This is a genomic window from Pseudomonas sp. FYR_7 (assembly GCF_043106155.1).
Lineage (GTDB): Bacteria > Pseudomonadota > Gammaproteobacteria > Pseudomonadales > Pseudomonadaceae > Aquipseudomonas > Aquipseudomonas parafulva_B.
In genome coordinates, this window is record NZ_JBICMI010000070.1 from 1 (window position 1) to 605 (window position 605).

Sequence of the window (605 nt, forward strand, 5' to 3'; positions counted from 1 at the left end):
GTTACCACGATCAACGACTCGATCGACACGACCACTGCCACGCTGACGGCTTCGCCGAGCGTCACTGAAGGCGGCGTGATCACCTACACCGTGACCCTGACCAACCCGGCTCAGACTCCGGTCACCGTGACTCTGTCCAATGGTCAGGTCATCACCGTTGAAGCGGGTAAGACCCAGGGCAGCATTGACTTCCAAACTCCGGCGAACGACGTCTATAACAACGGCTCGACCGTTAGTGTGACCATCGACAGCGCCACGGGTGGCAACTTCGAGCAGTTGACGCCGAACCCGACGCCAGCTGTAACGACGATCAACGACTCGATCGACACCACCACTGCGACCCTGACCGCTTCGCCGAGCGTCACTGAAGGCGGCGTGATCACCTACACCGTGACCCTGACCAACCCGGCGCAGACTCCAGTCACCGTGACCCTGTCCAACGGCCAGGTCATCACCGTTGAAGCAGGCAAGACCCAGGGCAGCATCGATTTCCAAACCCCGGCCAACGACGTCTACAACAACGGTTCCACCGTTAGCGTGACCATCGACAGCGCTACGGGCGGGAACTTCGAACAGCTGACCCCGAATCCAGCGGCTGCGGTTAC

The 605-nt window shown here is 60.7% G+C and carries 1 protein-coding gene; it reads left to right on the plus strand.

Going from position 1 to position 605, the window contains the following annotated elements:
* Positions 1–605, plus strand: a 605-nt coding sequence (locus ACF8R3_RS17040) for an immunoglobulin-like domain-containing protein (protein WP_392515924.1), incomplete at both ends; no start/stop codon positions are given.